The 21,206-nt window shown below is 34.0% G+C and carries 20 protein-coding genes; 13 read left to right on the top strand and 7 right to left on the bottom strand.

Annotated features, from left to right (window positions below):
• Nucleotides 1-262 precede the first annotated feature (262 nt).
• A complete protein-coding gene (locus tag Q1B37_RS13905; protein WP_299899430.1) occupies nucleotides 263-976 on the bottom strand; it encodes a FadR/GntR family transcriptional regulator in 714 nt (237 codons plus the stop codon).
• Between the two features lie 843 nt (nucleotides 977-1,819).
• Between Q1B37_RS13905 and Q1B37_RS13900 the strand changes: the two genes are divergently transcribed.
• From Q1B37_RS13900 to Q1B37_RS13840, 13 genes are all read left to right on the top strand, one after another.
• A complete protein-coding gene (locus Q1B37_RS13900; protein ID WP_299899428.1) occupies nucleotides 1,820-2,461 on the top strand; it encodes a GNAT family N-acetyltransferase in 642 nt (213 codons plus the stop codon).
• The gene (locus Q1B37_RS13895) at nucleotides 2,449-3,639 is read left to right on the top strand and encodes an argininosuccinate synthase domain-containing protein (RefSeq protein WP_299899426.1); all 1,191 of its coding nucleotides are present in this window, start codon (nucleotides 2,449-2,451) and stop codon (nucleotides 3,637-3,639) included. Before Q1B37_RS13900 ends, Q1B37_RS13895 begins: the two co-directional genes overlap by 13 nt.
• Nucleotides 3,636-4,613, top strand: coding sequence for an N-acetyl-gamma-glutamyl-phosphate reductase (gene argC / locus Q1B37_RS13890; protein WP_299899424.1), 978 nt, complete (start codon nucleotides 3,636-3,638; stop codon nucleotides 4,611-4,613). The genes Q1B37_RS13895 and argC overlap by 4 nt, the downstream gene beginning before the upstream one ends.
• Nucleotide 4,614: 1 nt before the next feature.
• The gene (gene proC / locus Q1B37_RS13885) at nucleotides 4,615-5,409 is read left to right on the top strand and encodes a pyrroline-5-carboxylate reductase (RefSeq protein WP_299899422.1); all 795 of its coding nucleotides are present in this window, start codon (nucleotides 4,615-4,617) and stop codon (nucleotides 5,407-5,409) included.
• A gap of 153 nt (nucleotides 5,410-5,562) precedes the next feature.
• Nucleotides 5,563-6,702, top strand: a complete 1,140-nt coding sequence (locus Q1B37_RS13880) for an aminotransferase class III-fold pyridoxal phosphate-dependent enzyme (RefSeq protein WP_299899420.1) — start codon at nucleotides 5,563-5,565, stop codon at nucleotides 6,700-6,702.
• Between the two features lie 2 nt (nucleotides 6,703-6,704).
• Nucleotides 6,705-7,901: a glutamate-5-semialdehyde dehydrogenase gene (locus Q1B37_RS13875; protein ID WP_299899418.1), complete on the top strand. Its 1,197-nt coding sequence runs from the start codon at nucleotides 6,705-6,707 to the stop codon at nucleotides 7,899-7,901.
• A complete protein-coding gene (proB, locus tag Q1B37_RS13870; protein ID WP_299899416.1) occupies nucleotides 7,879-8,673 on the top strand; it encodes a glutamate 5-kinase in 795 nt (264 codons plus the stop codon). Before Q1B37_RS13875 ends, proB begins: the two co-directional genes overlap by 23 nt.
• On the top strand, nucleotides 8,666-9,610 hold the full coding sequence (locus tag Q1B37_RS13865; protein ID WP_299899414.1) for an N-acetylornithine carbamoyltransferase: 945 nt from the start codon (nucleotides 8,666-8,668) through the stop codon (nucleotides 9,608-9,610). The genes proB and Q1B37_RS13865 overlap by 8 nt, the downstream gene beginning before the upstream one ends.
• Before the next feature lie 3 nt (nucleotides 9,611-9,613).
• Nucleotides 9,614-10,399, top strand: a complete 786-nt coding sequence (gene argB, locus Q1B37_RS13860) for an acetylglutamate kinase (RefSeq protein WP_299607475.1) — start codon at nucleotides 9,614-9,616, stop codon at nucleotides 10,397-10,399.
• Between the two features lie 107 nt (nucleotides 10,400-10,506).
• Nucleotides 10,507-11,589: a M20 family metallo-hydrolase gene (locus Q1B37_RS13855; protein ID WP_299900054.1), complete on the top strand. Its 1,083-nt coding sequence runs from the start codon at nucleotides 10,507-10,509 to the stop codon at nucleotides 11,587-11,589.
• A gap of 212 nt (nucleotides 11,590-11,801) precedes the next feature.
• A complete protein-coding gene (gene argH, locus Q1B37_RS13850; protein WP_299899412.1) occupies nucleotides 11,802-13,079 on the top strand; it encodes an argininosuccinate lyase in 1,278 nt (425 codons plus the stop codon).
• A 244-nt stretch (nucleotides 13,080-13,323) separates the two neighbouring features.
• The gene (locus Q1B37_RS13845) at nucleotides 13,324-14,205 is read left to right on the top strand and encodes a carbohydrate kinase (RefSeq protein WP_299899410.1); all 882 of its coding nucleotides are present in this window, start codon (nucleotides 13,324-13,326) and stop codon (nucleotides 14,203-14,205) included.
• A gap of 312 nt (nucleotides 14,206-14,517) precedes the next feature.
• Nucleotides 14,518-15,186 carry a hypothetical protein gene (locus tag Q1B37_RS13840; protein WP_299899408.1) on the top strand — a complete coding sequence of 223 codons (669 nt, stop codon included), beginning with the start codon at nucleotides 14,518-14,520 and terminating at the stop codon, nucleotides 15,184-15,186.
• Nucleotides 15,187-15,208: 22 nt separating this feature from the next.
• Here the strand turns inward: Q1B37_RS13840 and Q1B37_RS13835 are convergent, their stop codons facing one another.
• The 6 genes from Q1B37_RS13835 to Q1B37_RS13810 form a co-directional block, all read right to left on the bottom strand.
• On the bottom strand, nucleotides 15,209-16,015 hold the full coding sequence (locus tag Q1B37_RS13835; protein ID WP_299899406.1) for a DUF1080 domain-containing protein: 807 nt from the start codon (nucleotides 16,013-16,015) through the stop codon (nucleotides 15,209-15,211).
• Nucleotides 16,016-16,030: 15 nt separating this feature from the next.
• Nucleotides 16,031-17,083 carry a sugar phosphate isomerase/epimerase gene (locus Q1B37_RS13830; RefSeq protein WP_299607467.1) on the bottom strand — a complete coding sequence of 351 codons (1,053 nt, stop codon included), beginning with the start codon at nucleotides 17,081-17,083 and terminating at the stop codon, nucleotides 16,031-16,033.
• Nucleotides 17,084-17,144: 61 nt separating this feature from the next.
• Nucleotides 17,145-18,290: a Gfo/Idh/MocA family oxidoreductase gene (locus tag Q1B37_RS13825; protein WP_299899404.1), complete on the bottom strand. Its 1,146-nt coding sequence runs from the start codon at nucleotides 18,288-18,290 to the stop codon at nucleotides 17,145-17,147.
• A gap of 2 nt (nucleotides 18,291-18,292) precedes the next feature.
• Nucleotides 18,293-19,525 (bottom strand): nucleoside permease, encoded by a 1,233-nt coding sequence (locus Q1B37_RS13820; protein ID WP_299607463.1) that lies wholly within the window; start codon nucleotides 19,523-19,525, stop codon nucleotides 18,293-18,295.
• Between the two features lie 21 nt (nucleotides 19,526-19,546).
• Nucleotides 19,547-20,500 carry a sugar phosphate isomerase/epimerase gene (locus Q1B37_RS13815; RefSeq protein ID WP_299899402.1) on the bottom strand — a complete coding sequence of 318 codons (954 nt, stop codon included), beginning with the start codon at nucleotides 20,498-20,500 and terminating at the stop codon, nucleotides 19,547-19,549.
• Nucleotides 20,501-20,558: 58 nt separating this feature from the next.
• Nucleotides 20,559-21,197: a gluconate 2-dehydrogenase subunit 3 family protein gene (locus Q1B37_RS13810; RefSeq protein WP_299899400.1), complete on the bottom strand. Its 639-nt coding sequence runs from the start codon at nucleotides 21,195-21,197 to the stop codon at nucleotides 20,559-20,561.
• Nucleotides 21,198-21,206 lie beyond the last annotated feature (9 nt).

The following is a 21,206-nucleotide window of genomic DNA, read 5'->3' as shown; positions in this document are numbered from 1 at the left end:
GTCATCAATGAGTAAAAGGAAACCCTAATTTTGTAATTACTTATCACTGAACAAAGCATTAAAAATGATATACTAATTAGCATTTATCTATTTTTAGTATCTTTGTTTTAATCTATCTATAAGTAATTATAGTTATAATTTTACTTCTTAGACCAAGTAAAGTTTGAAAATTAAGGGATTAGTGTGGTAGCTGTCCCTTTTTTTAGTTTTATATCACATAATTTGACTGGTGTTAAAATTGTTTTTTTAGTATTGTTAAGTATTAATCATAGCAATATTTATATAGATCTTTAAAGTGTTCCTCTAGTTTAGCAACAGCTCGATCTGGGTCTTTATCTACGATGGCATCTATGATAGCTTGATGTTCCCTAATGAGTAGATAATTCTCATCTTTATTACAGACTTTGTTGGCAACAAAATGTGTTATTATTTCTGGTGTAATAACAAGCATTAAAGAATTGATTACGCTATTACCACTAGCTTCAGATAGTTTTAGATGAAACATTAAATCTTCTTCTACTGCGCTTAACCCATTTACGGCTTTTTCACTATAAGCTTCATGGGCAGCAAGGATTTGCTTTAAATGTTCATCGGATCTTCTGGTAGCAGCTAATCGAACAGCATGAGTCTCTAGTATCAATCTAGTTTCTACCAGAGATTTAAAGTCTGGTTCTTGTAATTGCAAAATATCCGTCATCATTCCGTTTAATGCAGTTACACCTATATTAGATACTCTAGTTCCACTCTGAGGGTACTTTTTAACAAGTCCATAGAATTCTAATCTTTGAATAGCTTGTCGTAGTTGATTTCTGCTTACACCAAGTTGCTCAGCCAGCACTCGTTCTGCAGGAAGCTTATCTCCTGGTTCGAGTTGCTTAGAAACAATTAGTTCTCTTATTTTAGAGATAATTATCTCTTCAGAACCTTTTTTAGAATTGGATGAAACGTCCGATTCTTTTTCTGTTTTAATACTCATATACTGGTTTTGATTTTAACTGGTTGACCAATCTGGTTAACCAAAAGTATAGTTTTTTTTTATTATCACAAAATTTATATGTTAAAAATATTATGAAACTGTAAAAAAAGCATTGTTTTTTCGTCGAATATTCATTCTAAATCCTTTTCGTATTATATTATCGATACTTGTAAGCCCAAGTGATCATTAGTAAAAATGACTATTTGGTCTATAAATTCGCCTTACAATAATATTTATTCAATAATATGGTGTTAATATATTAAAAAGTAAGTTGTGTTCTTAATAAAGTGTTTAAAATGAGTATAATGTAATTTTTTGATGGTTTTTTTGAAACAAGTTCTTTATTAAGAATCAAATTTTGCGTTTGTCGTAATTTTCGTGAAATTTGATTTTTATTTTTCTTCATCAAAACTATTTTGCGTAATATTGTATAATCTAGTTAACGAAAGGGGCTTCGGCCGACGATTTAGAGTTACTATTATGAAAACGGCAATAAACATTTCGAGAAAAGTGAAAGTTCAATCTCAGAACATATCTGTTACTACTGCATTCAGAGTGCGCCGCTTTCGTCGCCCCTTGGGGGTTTAAATTCATTTAGAAGTAGGTGCGTCCTGCTTCCTTTCAAATTCCATTTTAGTTAAATAAAAGTATCAAAGATGACTTTGTACTAATTCGAGTATGGTTATATCCATATTTTATTTTCACTGGAATTATCAAGAAATTTTAAGAATCATACACTAGTCTATGTTTCATTTTACTGTGGATTCGTAGCTTCTGTATACTAATATTTATCATTAATTATATCTATATCTGATGTAGAAAGCAGATAGTAGAAATAACAATATGAAACAGATAGAAATTATCATAGCAACAGACAAGCATTTACATTTTGCTCAGGAAATATGTGATGTAATATCGGATTCTGCAAAAGTCAGAGGAACTGGTATTGCTAAGCGAACGCCTGATTATATACAAACAAAAATGATAAACGGTAATGCTATTATCGCTTTATACGATGATAAGTTTGCAGGGTTCTGTTATATAGAGGTTTGGGGACATGAAAAGTATGTTGCACATTCAGGTCTTATAGTTCATCCTGATTATAGAAATCAAGGACTGGCAAAAAGAATTAAAGAATTTACCTTTAACTATTCTTTGAAGAAGTATCCTCACTCTAAAGTATTTGGAATTACAACGGGATTAGCCGTTATGAAAATCAACTCTGATCTAGGATATAAACCAGTGACTTTTTCTGAGTTAACAGATGATCCTAAGTTTTGGGCGGGTTGTAAAACATGTACAAATTATGATATTCTTAAAGCAAAGGAACATAAAATGTGTCTATGTACAGGTATGTTATATGATCCTGTTAATAAAGTAAAGAAAAAAGAAAAATGGTACGATAAAAAAGTACTTAAAAGATTAAAAAAAATAAAACAAACAATGCTTACAAGCAATAAACAATTATTGTTATGGAAAAAGTAGTAGTAGCATACAGCGGAGGTTTAGATACTTCCTATTGTGTAAAGTATCTAATTCATGAAAAGAATTTAGAGGTGTATACGATCTTGGTAAATACGGGCGGTTTTTCTGATGAAGAATTAGACCAAACAGAGAAGAGAGCTTATGAACTGGGGAGTACATCACATGTGAATAAGACCATTCTAAATGAGTTTTATCAGAAAGCCATTAAGTATCTAATTTTTGGGAATGTCTTAAAAAATAATACGTATCCGTTGTCAGTCAGTGCCGAAAGAATTTTTCAAGCAATCGAAGTAATCAATTATGCGAAAAAAGTAGGAGCTAAATATATTGCTCATGGAAGTACTGGAGCTGGAAACGATCAGATAAGATTTGATGTTATTTTTCAAACACTTGCTCCAGAAATTGAAATCATCACACCGATTCGAGATTTAAAATTATCCAGGCAAGAAGAAGTAGAATTCCTTAAAAAGCATAATGTACACTATAGTTGGGAAAAAGCACAATATTCCATTAACAAAGGTATTTGGGGAACGAGTGTAGGAGGTAAAGAAACGTTAACATCTCATGATCCACTTCCGGAAGCTGCATATCCTAGTCAGCTAACAAAAGACAAAGAAGAAACAATCACTTTAAATTTTGAAAAAGGAGAACTTATAGGTCTCGATGGTATTAAAGATACACCTGTAAAAAATATTCAAAAATTAGAGGAATTAGCAAGTGCTTTTGCGATTGGTAGGGATATTCATGTAGGTGATACGATTATAGGAATCAAAGGAAGAGTTGGATTTGAAGCCGCTGCGCCACTAGTGATCATAAAAGCACATCACTTGCTAGAAAAGCATGTGCTTACTAAATGGCAACAATATTGGAAAGAACAATTGGCTAATTGGTATGGTATGTTATTACACGAAGGAAATTATCTAGATCCCGTGATGAGAAATATTGAAGTTTTCTTAGAAGATTCTCAAAAATCAGTAACTGGAGATGTGACTGTAAAATTGAAACCTTATCACTTTTTATTAGAAGGAATTGAATCTCCTTTTGATATGATGAAATCAGATTTTGGTCAATATGGAGAAATGAATAATTCATGGACTTCTGATGACGCTAAAGGTTTTATCAAGATTTATGGAAATGCGAATAAAATATATCATAATGTAAATCCTACAGAATCATGATAAAAGTTGGAATCATAGGAGGATCTGGGTATACAGCAGGAGAATTAATTAGGTTGTTAATTCATCATCCAAATGTAGTACTAGATTTTGTGTATAGTACAACAAACGCTGGTGTGTCTATTAGTGATCAGCATGTGGATGTTTTAGGAGATATTGATCTAGCATTTACGGATACTGTAAATCCTAATATAGATGTTTTGTTTTTATGTCTGGGACACGGACGATCAAGAGCTTTTTTAGAAGAACATACCTTTTCTAGTTATACTAAAATTATAGATTTAGGAAATGATTTTAGATTAGAAAAAGATCATGTGTTTGATGGAAGAGAGTTCGTTTATGGATTACCAGAGCTACAAAAGGATAAGATTAAGTCGGCTCAGAATATTGCAAATCCAGGATGTTTTGCTACAGCAATTCAATTGGCATTATTACCATTAGCATCTGCTAACAAAATTCAAGATGCCGTACATATTAATGCAACTACGGGAAGTACTGGAGCAGGAGTAATGCCTGGTGGGACTACGCATTTTAGTTGGAGGGATAATAACTTTTCGAGTTATAAAGTGTTTACGCACCAACATCTTGATGAGATCAATCAGAGTATTCATCAATTACAAAATAATTTTGATACTCCCATTTTCTTTATTCCGAATAGAGGAAATTTTAGTAAAGGCATTTATGCAACTTTATATACAAAGTATGATGGTTCCGAAGAAGAGGCAGTAGCGTTATATAAAACCTATTACAAAGATTCCAAATTTACAGTGGTTTCTGAAAAGGAAATTTATTTAAAACAAGTAGTGAATACCAATAAGTGTATTCTTCATCTTAGTAAAAAAGATGAAATGCTACTGATCACCTCTGTAATTGATAATTTGATTAAAGGAGCTTCTGGTCAAGCAATTCACAATATGAACTTGATGCTGGGAATAGAAGAAAAAACAGGACTAGAATTAAAAGCAAGCGCGTTTTAAAATGAACAAAATAACAATCATAGGAGGAGGTAACTTAGGTAAATCAATTATATCAGGTTTAGCTAGTAGTGATTTATTTGAAGCAAAGAATATTACCGTTGTTGATAAATCGAAGTATAATTTAAAAGAGGTAGAAACAAATTTGGGTGTATCTACATCACAAGATATTTTAACTTCTATAAAAGATGTAAAGTGGGTTATCTTGTGTGTGCAACCCAGACAATTAGATACTGTGCTTCAGGAGATTAAATATGAAGTAACAACAGATCAGATATTGATATCTACGGTAACAGGTACTTCTATAGAAGAGATAAACGAGGTAGTTCCTAATAACAAGGTTGTGAGAGTAATGCCCAATACAGGGGCGGCAAAAAAACTATCAATGACCTGTATTGCGGCTAATGATGATGTGAAAGAAGAATTATCAATGGTCGAAAAGATGTTTGATACGATAGGAGAAACCTTGGTAATCGAAGAACGATTAATGCAAGCAGCAACGGTATTAGGAGCCAGTGGTATTGCATTCTTCTTAAGATTCTTGAGAGCCATGATACAAGGAGGTATCCAAATGGGATTTCATCCTCATGAAGCTCAGATTATCGCTGTGCAGACCGCTATTGGAGCAGCCACCTTAGTAGCAGAAAATGGAACACATCCTGAACGGGAAATAGATAAGGTGACAACCCCACAAGGATGCACTATAGAAGGATTGAATGAAATGGAACACCAGGGGCTTAGTTCCTCTGTAATTAAAGGAGTAATGGCATCCTATGAAAAAATTAATACGATAAAGTAGTTGACTGTTTTTGGTTATTAGTTGATAGCTACCTACTAATAACCATTAATAGTAAAACTATATGAATATAAGAATTAGATAATACAATGATTAATTGTTTTGCTTTAACCATAAAAGCTAATAACAATTAACCAATAACAAATAACAAATAAAATGAAACTATTTGATGTATATCCTCTTTATGATGTAGAGCCGGTAGAAGCTCATGATAGTATCGTAGTGGATAAAAATGGAGTGGAGTACTTAGATTTATACGGCGGTCATGCAGTAATATCAATCGGACATGGACATCCTCATTATATAAAAAGGATGAAAGAACAGTTGGACAAAATTGGTTTCTATTCTAATGCTGTTCATAATAGTTTGCAAACTGATTTGGCGAATAAATTAGGTCAATTATCAGGATACGATAACTATCAGTTGTTTTTATGTAATTCTGGAGCAGAAGCTAATGAGAATGCTCTAAAGTTGGCTTCATTTTATACACAGAAGTCTAGAATAATTTCATTTCATAACGGATTTCATGGTAGAACATCAGCAGCGGTTGCAGCAACTGATAATGCCAAGATCAATGCGCCTTTAAACAAACAACAAGATGTTACTTTTTTACCTCTAAATGATTTGGATTTACTAAAAACCGAATTATCCAAAGGTGACGTTTGTGCTGTTATTATAGAACCTATACAAGGTGTAGGAGGTTTAGATGAAGGGACTACGTTCTTTTTTAAAGAATTAGAAAAATTATGCAAAGAAAATAAAGTCGTATTAATTCTTGATGAGGTACAATCAGGATTTGGAAGAACCGGAAAATTCTTTGCACATCAATATCATGGAATTACACCTGATATTATCTCGATTGCCAAAGGTATGGGAAATGGATTCCCAATTGGAGGGATTATGATTGCACCACATATCGAACCAAGTTATGGGATGCTCGGAACTACTTTTGGAGGCAATCATCTCGCTTGTACAGCGGCTTTAGCAGTCTTGGAAGTGTTAGAAGCTGAAGAGTTGATTGATAATGCAAGATTAACAGGAGACTATTTTGTTACCAAAGCTTTAGAAATTCCAGGAGTTCAACGAGTAAAAGGAAAAGGATTAATGTTAGGGTTAGAGTTTGATTTTGAAGTAGCTGAACTAAGAAAAAAGTTAATCTATGATGAGCATATTTTTACTGGAGGTGCTATGAATAAAAAGTTGTTGAGAATTCTTCCACCATTAACAATTGGTAAAACGGAAATAGATCAATTTATAAAGGCATTACAAACCGTGTTAGTGCCAGAAAAGATATAAAAATGAATACTATACTTGATATATCAGAAAGAAATGCTGTACTGAAAAAAATGGCTGCGTTAATTGCAGAGCACAAGGATACTATTATTAAAGCTAATAAAAGTGATCTTAATTCATATTCTGGAGATGATTTAGCAATGAGAGACCGATTAAAAGTGGATGACTCCAAAATAGATACAATGATTGCTTCTCTAGAACAATTGGCTAGTCAAGAAGATCCTGTTGGGGTAGAACGTTTTCGATTTACCCATGATAATGGAATGCAAGTATATAATAAAACGGCTTCATTTGGAACGGTTTTAATTATCTATGAATCTAGACCAGATGTTACAGTGGAGGCGGCAGGAATAGCTTTTAAATCTGGGAATAAAATTTTACTAAAAGGAGGAAAAGAATCCTTGCAGTCTAATCTTGCGATAGTTAAGCTATGGCATCAGGCTTTAAAAGATAACAATATATCAAGTGATTGGATAGAGTATCTAAACTACAATAGAACCGAGACTCAATCTTTTTTAGAAAAGCCAACCCAAAATGTGGATTTAATTATTCCAAGAGGAGGAGAAAAGCTAATTGCCTTCGTAAAGAAACATGCCACTTGTCCGGTAATAGTAAGTGGAAGAGGAAACAATTTTGTGTATGTGCATAAGGAAGCAGATCGTGCGCTGGCGCTAGATAATATTATTAATGGTAAAACAGACAAAATTTCCGCTTGTAATGCTGTAGACAAGGTTCTTATCGATAAGAACTTGCCTAATAAAGAAGATTTTGTAAAAAACCTGATCATCACCTTAAAGAATTTTAATGTTGAAATACTAGGAGATGCTTCGCTCTCTAAATATGATGAAGTAGCTCAAATTTCAAATCCTAATATATGGGAAGAAGAATTTTTAGATTATAAAATAGTAATCGGAGAAATAGAAAACGCTCCCGAAGCAGTTTCTAAGATTAATAAATTTAGTGGAGGACACTCTGCCGCAATAATTACAAGAAATCAGAAGGAAGCAGAATCCTTTATGGCATCTGTAGATTGCGCAGCAGTATATCACAATGCTTCTACGCGATTTACAGATGGATTTCAATTAGGTTTAGGTGGAGAATTGGCGATTAGTACAGATAAATTACACCAAAGAGGTCCTATTGGACTGCAACATTTGGTAACCAATAAATGGTATATACATGGAGACGGGCAAATCAGATAAAAAGAGAATTGTCCTAAAAATAGGATCCAATGTTCTTACCAAAGAAACGGATCATATTTCTAGAGGCAAAATTGAGGATATAGGTAATCAGATAGTTGAATTACAAGATCGTTATGAGTTTGTAATTGTAAGCTCTGGAGCAATTGCTGTAGCAAAGCAATTTGTAAATCTAGAGAGTAATGGCAAGGAGATTACCGTAAAACAAGCTTTAGCATCTATTGGACAGCCTCATTTGATGAGAATTTTTCAAGAAAGCTTTAGGGATTTAGGGTTGCTTACTTCTCAATGTTTATTGTCGTATTCTGATTTTGAAAGAGAACAGTCTAAAAAAAACATTGTAAATACGATTAATGTCTTGATAGCGAATAACTACATCCCAATTATCAATGAGAATGATACGGTTGCAACAGACGAAATTAAATTTGGAGATAACGATAAACTAGCAGCATTAACTGCTTGTTTATTAGATGCAGACTTATTACTTATTGCTACCAATACCAATGGTATATGTACCAAGGAGTCAGTAGAAAATAAAACCTTTAAAACAATAGATGAAGTAGATGATTTAGAGCTTTTGAATAATGAAATTGTTTCTTCAACATCTAAACATGGAACTGGCGGAATGAAATCAAAAGTACAAGCCGCTAGCATAACTCAGGACTGTGACATAGAAACATGGATAGCCAACGGTCTCGAAGACAATTTTATGGTAAATGCGATTAATAATACTGTTCCTTTTACCAAAATAATTAAACCTGTATACAATGAATAATTATTTTTCAGTACACGATATAGATGCTCTTACTTCTTGGGTTGAAGAAGCGATTGATTTAAAGAAAAACCCTTTATCTCACAAAGAATTAGGAAAAGATAAGACAATCGGTTTATTGTTTTTTAATCCTAGTTTAAGAACGAGGTTAAGTACGCAGAAAGCAGCTTTAAATCTTGGAATGAATGTGATGGTAATGAATTTTGGTGGAGAAGGATGGTCCTTAGAATATGAAGATGGAACTATCATGGATCAAGGTAATTCGGAGCATATTAAAGAAGCAGCACAAGTAGTATCTCAATATTGTGATATCGTAGCAATACGTGCTTTTGCGAAGTTAGAAAATAGGGAAGAGGACTATGAAGAAAAAGTTTTAAAAAGCTTTATGAAATATGCCAGCGTTCCTATTATTAATATGGAAAGTGCTACAGGTCATCCACTACAAGCGTTAACAGATGCAATTACAATAACAGAATATAAGCCAATACATAAACCAAAGATTGTACTTTCATGGGCACCGCATCCGAAAGCCTTACCGCAGGCTGTCGCCAATTCTTTTGCAGAAATGGCACAAAAAATGGACGCAGAGTTTGTAATTACCCATCCAATGGGGTTTGAGTTAGCCAGTCAGATTACCAATGAGGTGCCCATAGAGTACGATCAAGCAAAAGCATTCGAAAACGCTGATTTTGTGTATGTAAAAAACTGGAGTTCCTATAAAGATTACGGAAGTTCTTCGCAAGATGAAAGCTGGAGAATTACAAAAGATAAAATGGACCTTACCAATAATGCGAAGTTTATGCATTGTTTACCAGTAAGAAGAAATGTAGTTGTTGATGACGCAGTCATTGATAGTGAGAACTCTGTAGTTATTGAACAAGCAAACAATAGAACCTATGCTGCACAGTTGGTGATGAAAAAGATTTTAGAAAAGAGTTAAGCTATGAAAACAAAAGATAAATTATTAGTTGCAAAGATTGGTGGCAACATCATCGAAAATAAAGAAGCGTTGGATTCTTTTCTGCAAGACTTTTCTAAAGTGAAAGGACCAAAAATTTTGATTCATGGAGGAGGAAAATCTGCTACAAAATTAGCATCTAAATTAGGTGTGAAGACTGAAATGATTGATGGAAGAAGAATCACATCGGCAGAGAATTTAGATATCGTGGTAATGACGTACGCTGGTCTTTTAAATAAAACCATTGTTTCAGGTCTTCAAAAATATAATTGCAATGCTTTGGGGTTAACCGGTGCTGATGCAAATGTGATCGTAGCGAATAAAAGACCAGTACAGTTTATAGATTATGGATATGTGGGTGATGTTACAACGGTAAATAAGGATACGTTAAAGGGATTTATAGATTTAGGAATAACGCCTGTTTTTTGTGCGGTAACACATGATACCAATGGTCAATTGTTTAATACCAATGCAGATACCATTGCATCCGAAATTGCTTCAGCGATGAGTACAGATTACGAAGTAGCGTTGTTTTATTGTTTTGAATTAAAAGGAGTTCTCGAAAATATAGAGGATAAGGATTCTGTAATAGAGCATATTGATTTAGAAAAATATTCTGAATTAAGAGATCAAGATATCATCGCGGATGGTATGTTACCCAAATTAAAAAACTGTTTCGATGCATTGCATAAAAACGTAAATAAAGTACATATAGCCAATGCAGATTTTATAAAAGATAACTCAATAAAACATACGACTTTGAGCTTATAAATATAAGATGATAAACTTTTAAAATCTGTACTAATAAAGAGAGATAAATTATCATGGAGAAAGAAGATAATAACATAAATACAAATGTGATAGACAACCATACTACTATGAATAATTCAGCTTTAAGTATTCCTGAATTAACTGAAAAAGCAATAGATCTGTTGCATCAGTTAATAGAAACTCAATCTTTTTCTTCAGAAGAAGAAGGAACAGCTTTATTGATAGAAAATTGGTTCCATCAATATGAAATACCTTTTGAAAGAGAGAACAATAACATTTGGGCATATAATAAGAATTTTGATGAAGCAAAACCTACAATTCTTTTGAATTCTCATCATGATACTGTAAAACCTAACGGTAATTATACCAACGATCCATTTAAGGCTTTTGTAGAAGATGGAAAGTTATATGGCTTAGGAAGTAACGATGCCGGTGGATGTTTGGTATCTCTAATAGCAACTTTCACCTATTTTTATAACAAACAAGATCTGAATTACAATTTTGTAATAGCAGCCACGGCAGAAGAGGAAAGTAGTGGTCCGTTAGGATTAAAAAGTATTCTGAAATATCTAAAAAATGTAGAGTTTGCTATTGTGGGAGAGCCTACATTGATGCAACTAGCAATTGCTGAAAAAGGATTATTGGTATTAGATGTTTCGGTAAAAGGGACTGCCAGTCATGCTGCACATCCTAATGATGATAATGCAATATATAATACGCTTAAGGTAATTCAATGGTTTAAGGATTACAAATTCGAAAAGAGTTCAGAAACATTGGGAGATGTAAAAATGACTGTGACTCAGATTAACGCGGGTAATCAACATAATGTGGTGCCATCTCATTGTAATTTGGTTGTAGATATTAGAGTGAATGATAAATATAAAAATGAAGAAGTCTTAGAATTAGTTAAAAACTCTTTGCCGCAGCATGTTGAGGTAAAACCAAGATCACTGCATTTAGGGTCGTCATCTATACCAAAGGACCATCCAATTGTTACCTCCGGAATTTCATTAGGAAGAACCACTTATGGATCTCCAACACTTTCGGATCAATCGGTATTAAGTTGTCCATCGCTAAAGTTGGGACCTGGAGATTCTACAAGATCGCATTCTGCAAATGAGTTTATCTATGTAGAAGAAATCAAAGAAGGAGTCGCCTTATATATCAAGATATTAGAAGGTATCATCTAAAAATGTAAAATTATAAATTGAAAATCAATGTTGTTAAGTTAAATGATATTATGTTTTTTGTCACACAGAGCTTGTCGAAGTGAAATTGAAAATCAAGCTTTTAGAGGTCTTCGACAAGCTCAGACTGACAATAAGAACACTTAACTTAAAGACATTAAATATAAAATTAGAAAGGCTAATAACTAACTACTCAGAACTATAACTAAAACGAAATGAAACTGTGGGATAAAGGATTACCAACCGATCAAAAGATAGATGTGTTTACCGTAGGTAACGATAGACAATTAGATTTGGTAATTGCTAAATATGATGTAAAAGCAACGTTAGCACACGCTAAAATGTTACATAAAATTCAGTTGCTCTCAAATGAAGATATCGTTGCCATCGAAAAAGAACTCGATGTCTTGGCACAACAAATTGAGCAAGGGACTTTTGTAATTGAAGATCAGTTTGAAGACGTGCATTCTAAAATAGAGTTTGAGCTTACTCAAAAAATTGGAGATGCTGGTAAACGAATCCATACTGCCAGATCTAGAAATGATCAGGTGTTAGTGGCAATGCATTTATATCTAAAAGATGAGTTGCAACAGATAAAAGATCAAGTAAAGGAGCTGTCTGAAAATTTATTAAAGTCAGCAAAGCAGTATAAAGAGGTGTTGCTACCTGGATATACACATCTTCAGATTGCCATGCCATCCTCATTTGGATTATGGTTTTCTGCATACGCAGAGAGCTTTGTGGATGACCTTTATTTTGTAAATGCTGCAATTAAGGTAGTAGATCAGAATCCATTAGGAAGTGCAGCTGGATATGGAAGTTCATTTCCAATAGATAGAGAGTTCACTACAAAAGAGTTAGATTTTGAAACATTGAAATACAATGTAGTTGCTGCTCAGATGAGTAGAGGGAAATCTGAAAAATCTACTGCTTTTGCTATGAGTAGCGTGGCAGGTACCTTATCCAAATTAGCAATGGACGTTTGCTTGTATATGAGTCAGAATTTTGACTTTATGAGTATTCCTTCAGAATTTACAACAGGCTCTAGTATTATGCCACATAAAAAGAATCCTGATGTATTTGAGTTAATAAGAGGAAAGTGTAATAAGATTCAGGCCTTACCATACGAGTTGAGTTTGCTTATGAATAACTTACCCAGTGGATATCATAGAGATTTACAATTATTGAAAGAAGGCATCGTACCAGCAATTCAGGATTTAAAAGCGTCTTTAGAGATGGCAATTTACGCACTAAAGAATGTGAAAGTAAACGAAAGTATTTTAGAAGATACCAAATATGATTATTTGTTTAGTGTAGATACGTTGAATGCGTTGGTAATGGAAGGGATGTCTTTTAGAGATGCCTACGTGAAAATTGGACAGGATATCGAAAAAGGAAATTACAAGCCTGAAAAGAACACAAAACATACACATATAGGAAGTATTAACAATCCGTGTATTGATAGGATTAAAGAGAAATTAAATTCAGTATAAAAACAATATTATCTAGTTATTCAAGCACAGGTTGGAATCCATTTTAGATAAAGAAACATAAGATATATAAGAGAAGTTGGAGCTGTTAATTGAGTGTAAGTTGAGTTAGTTTAATTTTTTCGCTCCAACCTAGACCCTCAGAGGAGTAGTTAACCGCTGAGGGTTGTTTTTTGTATGAAAAGCTTAATTATTGATATCTTAGTGTATACTTTGTAATGATTAAAAAATATTAAAATCTAAACGTGTGAAAATAAGTTGTTTCGGAGAAGTACTTTGGGATATATTTCCTTCTCATAAAAAAATAGGAGGCGCACCACTGAATGTGGCATTGCGTCTAAAAACTATGGGAATTGATACCACTATTATTACCAGAGTCGGTGATGACGAATTAGGAGATCATATTACTTCTTATATTTTAGAAAAAGGTCTTTCTATTGATACGGTTCAGAAGGATCAAGAATATAAAACGGGAGAAGTTTTAGTAATACTGGATGAAAAAGGTACGGCTTCTTATGAGATTAGCAGACCGGTGGCATGGGACTTTATTGAGAATTCTGAAGCTCTCAAAAAGGAAGTAGCCACTTCGGATGCATTTATTTATGGGAGTTTAGCTGCTAGAAATGATGTTTCTAGAAAGACTTTGTTGGAGCTGTTAGAGCTTGCCAAGTTTAAAATATTGGATGTTAATCTTCGCCCACCACATTATGATGCAGCTTTACTTTTAGAACTGATGCAAAAGGCTGATTTTATAAAACTCAATGATGAAGAATTGGATGAAATCTGTACTTATTTCAACATACAAGAAAACACAGTTGAAGATCAAGTAAAAGCTTTAGCAAAATATACAGAAACTTCCCAAATTTGTATTACCAAAGGAGGAAAAGGCGCTACCTTATTTTATAATAATAGTTTTTACAATAATTCTGGATACGAAGTAAAGGTAATAGATACGGTAGGAGCAGGGGATTCCTTTTTAGGCACTTTGATTTCGAAGCTAATCCAACAAATCAATCCGCAAACAGCCATAGATTATGCATGCGCTATTGGTGCTATGGTAGCAGGTAGCGAAGGAGCGAATCCCGTTTTTACGGATAAAGAGATTCAAGCATTTATAAATGCTCAATAGCTGATAGCTTTTATTTAGTGACCAATGATTTGAATTAGAAATTAGCATTTTATTTCTTCAATAATTAACGAAATAAATAGCATTTGGAATATGATTGTAGACAATATTATTATATTTAATTTTTGGGGAAAAAATAGTTTTTTATTTTGCTATTTTTGATTTCTTAAATTGAGATTTAACAAAACATTTTATAATTTGAGAGGGAATTGTAGAGCAAAAACCAAGAAAGGAAAGAGATGCCTTCGGAAAACTAATTTTTTCTATTGCAAACAGCATTGAAAAAAAAAGATTTTTAACTGGAGAACAGGTGTGGTGACTTTGATATTAGGTTTTTCATCAGCTATTGTTGATGTACCCGATGCTTTTCAAATTATCATGAATTTATTCTCACCAGATAAATATATTGTTTCAAATGAAGATGGTAACGTAAGAGGAATTCTGCTTGATAATGCTAAACTTAACGAAAAAGGGAGAATAAGTTTGAGTTTTGGGGTTGCAGATTCAGATGTTAAAATATCAACTATCCCTGCGAATTATAGTGATGATTTTCAATGTTTATTTATTTTTAAAGAGTTAGATTATAATTGTAATTTTCGTTACAGAATTAACTCAACAGATCGTTTGCTTATTTCTGCTAAACTTTACGACAAGAATGGAGAACTTATCGGTATAATTGAAGACAATCAATTCTTATTGAATAAAGATAATTATTTTACTTGGAATTTTGATCTAACTGGTTTTGAGGTTATTGATAAAGATTTTAATGTGGTTTTGACATTTATTTATGATTTTTCAAATACTCTAAGGTTTCAAGGAATACTTCGTAATAAAGATGGTTATGTTGTAGTAAGGGATGATGGATTAATTTTCGTTAAAAAAAATCAGGTTGAAAGATTAAATCAAGAAATTAGAAAAATTAAACCAGTATTTCGATATACTGGAGAAAATTGGTTTGGTAATCGTAGTTTATCAATAAACTGATTTTTATTTCTAGGTTAATTTTCTATAATTCGCGTATCCATATATTGCGATAATGTACTGGATTGCTATGATCTTGTAATTTTATGGGACCTTCTCCATGAGGAATATTCTTCGGCGGACCTATATACTCTGTAGTTCCTAAAATCTCTACATTATCTTGTACCAATACACCATTATGAATTACCGTAAAAGATCCTGATGTTTTCTTTTTACCATTCTCAAATTCAGGTTGATGGAATATGATGTCATAAGTCTGCCACTGATCATTGGGCTTGGTAGCATTGGCCAAAGGAATGTGCTGTTTATATATAGCAGTAGCTTGTCCATTAGCATACGTACGATTTTGATAACTATCTAAAATCTGTACTTCATATCTATTCTGAAAAAATACACCGCTATTTCCTCTTCCTTGTCCATCACCTACCAAGACATCTGGCGCTTTCCATTCTAAGTGTAATTGAACACTACCAAAATTTCTTTTAGTTTGTATATCTCCTGTTCCGGGTTTTACCGTCATGGTTTTATCAGGATTGATGGTCCAACCAGCTTGTGTAGAATCTTTGGTCGCAATCCATTGCTCTAAATCTGTTCCATTAAAAAGTACAATAGCATCAGATGGAACATTCATCGAATCAAAAGAAATGGCTTTTGGTTCTGGATCCCAAACTTCAGTTTCCTTAGGGTCTGTAATTTCTTTTGTGGGAGTAGGAGTTTCTTCCATCTCTTCTTCAATCTTGTTTTCCTCAGCAATAGTAGTTGTCTCTTTTTGTTTCGTATCACAAGCATATAACACACAGCCAATAATAAGAAAATAGATAAGGTTCTTCATTTTGAGTTTTTTAGATTATAATCCTAATATTTTTTTAAGTTGTTCTTTGTCAATATCAGCACCAGCAAAATCATCAAATGCCTTTTGCGTGGCTTCAATAATATGACTTTGAATGAACGGAGCACCTTCTCGGGCACCTTGTTCTGGAGATTTGATACAACATTCCCATTCCATTACCGCCCAAACATCACATCCGTATTGGGTAAGCTTAGAGAAAATAGTCTTAAAATCTATTTGTCCATCTCCTGGAGAACGATATCTTCCTGCACGATCTATCCAATCACTATATCCACCAAACGCACCTTTTTTTCCAGTGGGATTAAATTCAGAATCCTTCACATGAAAAGCTTTGATAAATTCATGATAATGATCAATATATTCGATATAATCCAATTGTTGTAAAACAAAATGACTCGGGTCATACAGTATGTTTACTCTTTTGTGATTTCCTGTAGCTTCTAGAAAACGTTCAAAAGTAACACCATCATGCAAATCTTCTCCTGGATGAATTTCATAACAAACATCAACACCTTGCTCGTCAAAATGATTCAAAATGGGTAGCCATCTTTTTGCTAATTCTTCGAATCCCATTTCTACCAATCCGGCAGGACGTTGTGGCCAAGGATGCATCGTATGCCATAAAAGAGAACCAGAGAAGGTGCCATGCGCACTAATTCCTAAGTGGTTACTAGCGGTTGCAGCATTTTTTACTTGAGTTATCGCCCATTCTGTTCGTTTTTTAGGATTGTTTTTGCAATCGTCAGGAGCAAAATTATCAAACATCAAATCATATGCAGGATGTACTGCCACCAATTGTCCCTGCAGATGCGTAGATAATTCTGTGATTTCTAATCCGTAATCTGCAATCTTACCTTTGAGTTCATCACAATAGGTTTGACTTTCTGCAGCAGTATCCAGATCAATAAGTCTGGTCTCCCAAGTAGGGATTTGAATACCTTTATATCCTAAATCAGAGGCCCATTTGCATAATCCATCAAGTGAGTTAAAAGGAGCTTTGTCATCCATAAATTGTGCAAGAAATACTGCAGGCCCTTTTATTGTCTTCATTGTCATAAGTTTTTAGTGGTGGTATATGTGTGTGATTGGTTCATTAAACGTTTTACTAGGATCATAATGTTACCCAAGCGGCATTATTACTACTACTTTCTACGGCAGCATAAATGAATTTCATTCCACGCACCCCATCTGCTACGGTTGGAAAATCTAATTGATCTGAAATAGAGTTTCCATTTTTAAACGCAAGGACTTCTTTGGCAAAACTTCTATAAATAGTAGCAAACCCTTCTAAATATCCTTCGGGATGTCCTGCAGGGATTCTTACATAGTCAGAAGATTCAGGATACGTTCCGTTTCCACCAGGAGTATAGATCTGTTTGGGTTGGTCTAACCATTTAACAATTAACTGATTTGGATTCTCTTGATACCATTCTACACTTCCTTTGGTACCATAAATTTTAACACCCAGATTATTTTCTTCTCCCGTTGCTATTTGAGAAAAAGAGATGATTCCTTTAGCTCCATTGTCGAAACGTACTAATATATTACCATCATCATCGAGACTACGACCTTCGCCAAAAGCGGTTAAATCTGCCGCAAGTGCTTCAATTTTTATATCTGTAATATATTCAATCAAGTTTTCAGCATGTGTGCCGATATCACCCAAAGCACCTCCAATTCCTGATCTCTTTGGATCTACTCGCCATGCAGCTTGTTTTTGACCAGTTTTTTCTACCGAAGTAGAAAGCCAGCCTTGCAGATAGTGAGCGTTTATTTTTCGAATGGTTCCTAAGTCTCCTTTGGCGATCATGGCTTTTGCCTGTTTTACCATAGGATATCCTGTGTAATTATGAGTTAGCGCAAATATTTTTCCAGTAGATGCAACTACTTTTTCTAATTCGACAGCTTCTTCTAAAGTTAAGGACAGTGGCTTATCACAAATCACATGAAACCCATATTCTAGAGCGATTTTAGCAGGAGGGAAGTGCATATGATTAGGAGTTACGATAGATACAAAATCCATTCGTTCCTCTTCAGGAAGTTTTGCCTCTTCCAGGATCATTTCTTCAAAACTGCCATACACTCGTTCATTAGGGATTCCTAGTTCTTTCCCAGAAGCAAGACTTTTTTCTTTACTAGAAGAAAATGCACCACAAACTAAATCAACCATTCCATCAATACTGGCGGCCTTGCGATGCACATCTCCAATAAAGGATCCTGTTCCGCCACCGACCATTCCCATTTTAAGTTTAGTCATAGTTAGCTTTCTTTATATTCTATTTTTTCATTTTTGAAGAAGATAGCAAATAATAGCATTACTGCAGCTGCAAAAATTGCTGGGAATATCCAAATGCTATTCCAGTTATGTTCTCCATCTGCGATTACATTAGCATCCGTAATTTTTCCAGCTACATAAAACCCAATAAGCATTCCTAATCCATAAGTCGCTAGTGTAATTAAACCTTGTGCAGCACTTTTAAATTTTTCTCCTGCTTTAGAGTCTGTATAGATTTGTCCAGATACAAAAAAGAAATCATAGCAAATACCATGTAGCGCAATTCCAACAATGAGCATAAATGCAAGTTCGCCCGAATTTCCGTAGGCGAATAATAGATATCGTACTCCCCAAGCTAACATTCCAACGATTAATGTTTTCTTGAAACCAAAACGTTTAAAGAAAAACGGTAAAAGTAACATGAACAGTACTTCGGATATTTGACCAATAGTCATTTTACCAGCAGGATTGCTAACACCAATTTCACCTAAGAATTGTCCAGCATGTTGATAATAGAATGCAAGAGGAATACAGATTAATATCGAGGCTAAGAAAAACATGAGAAAGTTTCTGTCTTTTAGCAGTTTGATTGCCTCCAGCCCTAAAATGTCAGAAATAGTTACTTTCTGATCTTTTCCAACCTTTGGAGGTGTTTTGGGTAATGTAAAACTAAAAACTCCTAGAATTGCAGATGCAATTGCTGTCATTAAAAAGGTGTTTTTCAGCATTCCATTAGCTACACCTTCTGGAGAATCCCAATGAAAAACATAACTAATGACTAAGCCCGCAACAATCCATCCAACAGTTCCAAATACTCTTACAAAAGAGAATTGTTTCGCCGGATCTGTCATTTGGTTAAACGATACAGAATTTACCAATGCCAATGTTGGCATATATACAATCATATATCCCAAAACATAGGGAAAGAATACCGAAAAATCAGTAGCGTTAGACATTTGATACATTAGCAATGCTCCGATGAGATGTAGTACTCCCAAAATACGTTCTGCGTTAAAAAAACGATCAGCAATAAGCCCGATAATGAAAGGAGCAATGATAGCGCCCCACGATTGTGTAGAATAGGCCATCGCAATTTCACCACCACTAGTATCGAGAGAGTTAGGTAAATAGATTCCCATAGTAACAAACCAACCACCCCAGATAAAGAACTCTAAAAACATCATTAGAGATAACTGAAATTGAATAAATTTCTTCATAATTTAAGAACGATTACCAGGTTACTTAGATAGCTTTATTAATAGATCTCTGGTGGCAATGATGCCATCAATTTCGCTTAGTCGTTCTCCTTCATATTCAACCCCAATATATCCTTGATATCCTGCAGTTTTGATGATATCCATCATTTTTTTAAAGTCGATAGTAGTTTCATTTCCATCTGCATCAAAATCATAGGATTTAGCACTCACTCCTTTGGCAAAAGGCATCATTTCTTCGATACCTTTATATTTTGGATATTCTTTTACACATTTGGCACCCCATCGTGCACCGCCTTCACGCTCCAAACAGAAGTTTCCAAAATCCGGAAGTGTTCCGCAGTTTTTCATGTTTACATTTTGCATCACTTTTACTAATAAAGATGCATCAGATGATAAATAGCCATGATTTTCTACAATTACATTGATACCCTTAGTAGCTGCGTACTCCGATAATTTCTTTAATCCATCAGTTGCTACTTCTACCCATTTTTCAGGATCATTGATGCCAAATAGATTTACTCGTATTGAATGACATCCTAAAAACTGAGCAGCATCTACCCATTTCTTGTGGTTTTCTACGGTTTGGTTTCTTTCTTTTTCACCAAGAACGGCTAGATCACCTTCTCCATCTACCATGATAAGTAGATTTTGGACATTGTACTGATCACTTTTATTTTTTAGCGCATTTAGAATCTCATGTAATTCCTTCTCTGGGTCGCCTGCATCTTTATATAGATGAGTATATAACTGGCTTACATACTCAATACCGGTAAAACCAAGTTCTTTTGCTTTTTTTGCAAAATCCATAGGATCTAATTTTCCGGATTGGATTTCTTTATGAAGCGACCACTGTGCTAAGGATAACTCAAAGATAGGTTCTGGTTCCTTCGGCGGTTCTTGTATGGTTTCTTCTTCTTGGGTTTCGGTTATGGTAGTTTCTTTAGAGGTATTCTTGCAGGAACTAATAATAAGCATACATATAAGCCCCTTAAAGATTGTTTTGTACATAATTTTAAATTTAGTTAGGTAATAATTATAAAGCCCAGTCCTTTCCACCGGTAAGATTTTGAACAGAATCACAACCGATATATTCTCCAGGAACAGGGAGGTAGTTTAATACGTTTTTGCCAATTTCTTTTGAGGTTTTAAATCCTAAAATAGAAATATCTCTTACTGAAGATAAGAAAATAAATGATATGGCTTCTCGAGATACATTTTCTAAATCCTCAGGAGTTTTTACTTTAGAAATTTCTTCCCAGTGCGCTTTTCGGGTTTCTTTAGGAAGTTTTAAGTATTTCGCTAACAAGGCATCATATTCTTCTGTGGTAACATCGTCGATATTTTTTTCTTCGCTAACCCCTAATTCTTTCATGATCACACCAGCACCGTATTTAAACATCTGTGTTTCTTCAGCTTCTTCGATACCCCTATTGATAAATTTATCAATAAACATTGGGATGTGTAATGCTTTTGCACCAGGAATATCTGTAGCTGGTAAGATAAGATCCACGATGTGATCTAAGGCTTTTCCTTCATCCACAGATAATAGTTCTGGTGTCCAATCCAATATGTACTCTTTTTTACAGCTTTGCAATAGACTGAAAAGGGTGGGAGTAGCAGCGATATATCCTGCTGATAGTCCAATATTTCTTAATGCTTGTCTTCTGTTCATAATACTTAG

The sequence above is a fragment of the uncultured Aquimarina sp. genome, from assembly GCF_947492965.1.
Classification (GTDB): Bacteria; Bacteroidota; Bacteroidia; order Flavobacteriales; family Flavobacteriaceae; genus Aquimarina.
This window is presented reverse-complemented; position numbering and strand designations above follow the sequence as displayed.